The sequence below is a fragment of the Streptococcus suis genome (assembly GCF_024509555.1).
Taxonomy (GTDB): Bacteria; Bacillota; Bacilli; order Lactobacillales; family Streptococcaceae; genus Streptococcus; species Streptococcus suis_AD.
Map to the genome: position 1 here is coordinate 1 of NZ_JAMWEL010000043.1, position 1,443 is coordinate 1,443.

Annotated in this window: 1 protein-coding gene; it reads left to right on the forward strand. The window is 40.0% G+C overall.

Annotation, left to right across the window (positions count from 1 at the left end):
- Positions 1-103: 103 nt before the first annotated feature.
- Positions 104-1,267, forward strand: a complete 1,164-nt coding sequence (locus NF418_RS10230) for an IS30 family transposase (RefSeq protein WP_256779522.1) — start codon at positions 104-106, stop codon at positions 1,265-1,267.
- The last annotated feature ends 176 nt before the right edge of the window (positions 1,268-1,443 follow it).

Sequence of the window (1,443 nt, forward strand, 5' to 3'; positions counted from 1 at the left end):
GCTAAATTCTCAAAGTAAGTTCTAGTCTGTCTTAAAAACTGGAAATTAGACTGAGACAAAGAAATAAGGTAGAACTTACTATGGGACAAGTTGGCAATCGACAATGAAAAACAAACACTTAACTCTCTCTGATCGCAACGATATTCAAATAGGAATTGAACAACTTAAGCCCTTCTCAGCTATAGCAGCTAAGTTAGGTAAAGATCCTTCTACAATCTCAAAAGAAGTTCGGAGAAATCGAGTGGTTAAAGAAAATTCTGTGACATCTAATTGTGATTCTTGCCCTCTACTCAAAAAGGCTCCCTACGTTTGTAATGCCTGTCCGAAAAAGAGAATCAATTGTGGATACCAGAAACAATTCTACTACGCAAAAAGAGCTCAGCTTGATTACGAAGCTAAGCTCTCAGACTCGAGAACAGGTGTTGCCCTAAACAAGGAAGAATTCTATCGTATGGACGAGATTGTCTCTTCAGCCATCCAAAAGGGACAACACCTCAACCATATCATCGCCTCAAACGAACTTTCGGCATCCAGAGCTTCTATCTACAGATACCTTGAAAAAGGCTATCTGTCCACAAAGCCCATTGATTTCCCCCGTGTCGTGAAATTCAGAAAGCGGAGAACCAGAAACCTACAACCCATTCCTAAAATTGCCAAAGAAGGACGGTCTTACGAGGACTTCCAACGCTTTCTCACAGAGAAAGGAATCAGCTATTGGCTGGAAATGGACACCGTTACTGGACGGATCGGCGGAAAGGTACTTCTCACCTTTAACCTCTCCTTCTGTAACTTTATCTTCGCTCGATTACTTGATAATAAAACAGCTAATGAGGTCGCTAAACATCTCTACGCTATCAAGAATGACCTACATCAGAAAGAGATGGACTTCTGCGAAATATTTCCTGTCATTCTGACCGATAATGGCGGTGAATTCGCCAGAGTGGACGACATCGAAATGGATGTGCGTGGAGAATCTAAGCTATTCTTCTGTGACCCCAATCGTTCTGACCAGAAAGGGAGAATTGAGAAGAATCACACACTTATCAGAGATATTCTTCCTAAAGGAAGTTCTTTTGACAACTTGACACAGGAGGACATCAACCTGGTTTGTTCGCATGTCAACAGCATCAAACGAGCTTCTTTCAACGGAAAATCCGCCTATGAACTCTTTACATTTACCTACGGTGAGGAATTGGCAACACTTTTGGGAATCTCTAAAATTGACCCTGAGAACGTCATTCAATCACCTCGATTATTGGATAAATAATCGCTAGTTTTTATTAAAAAATAATTTCAAAATAGAAAGGAACTTGTCCCATCCAAAATTCCAGATAGCTAGAACTTACTTTGAGACGTCTCAGAGCCAGTAACTTTAGTGTACTCTTTTTTTCAACTTTTTCAACCCTAAAACTCACTATTATCAACATTTTTAGTCAAAAAAAG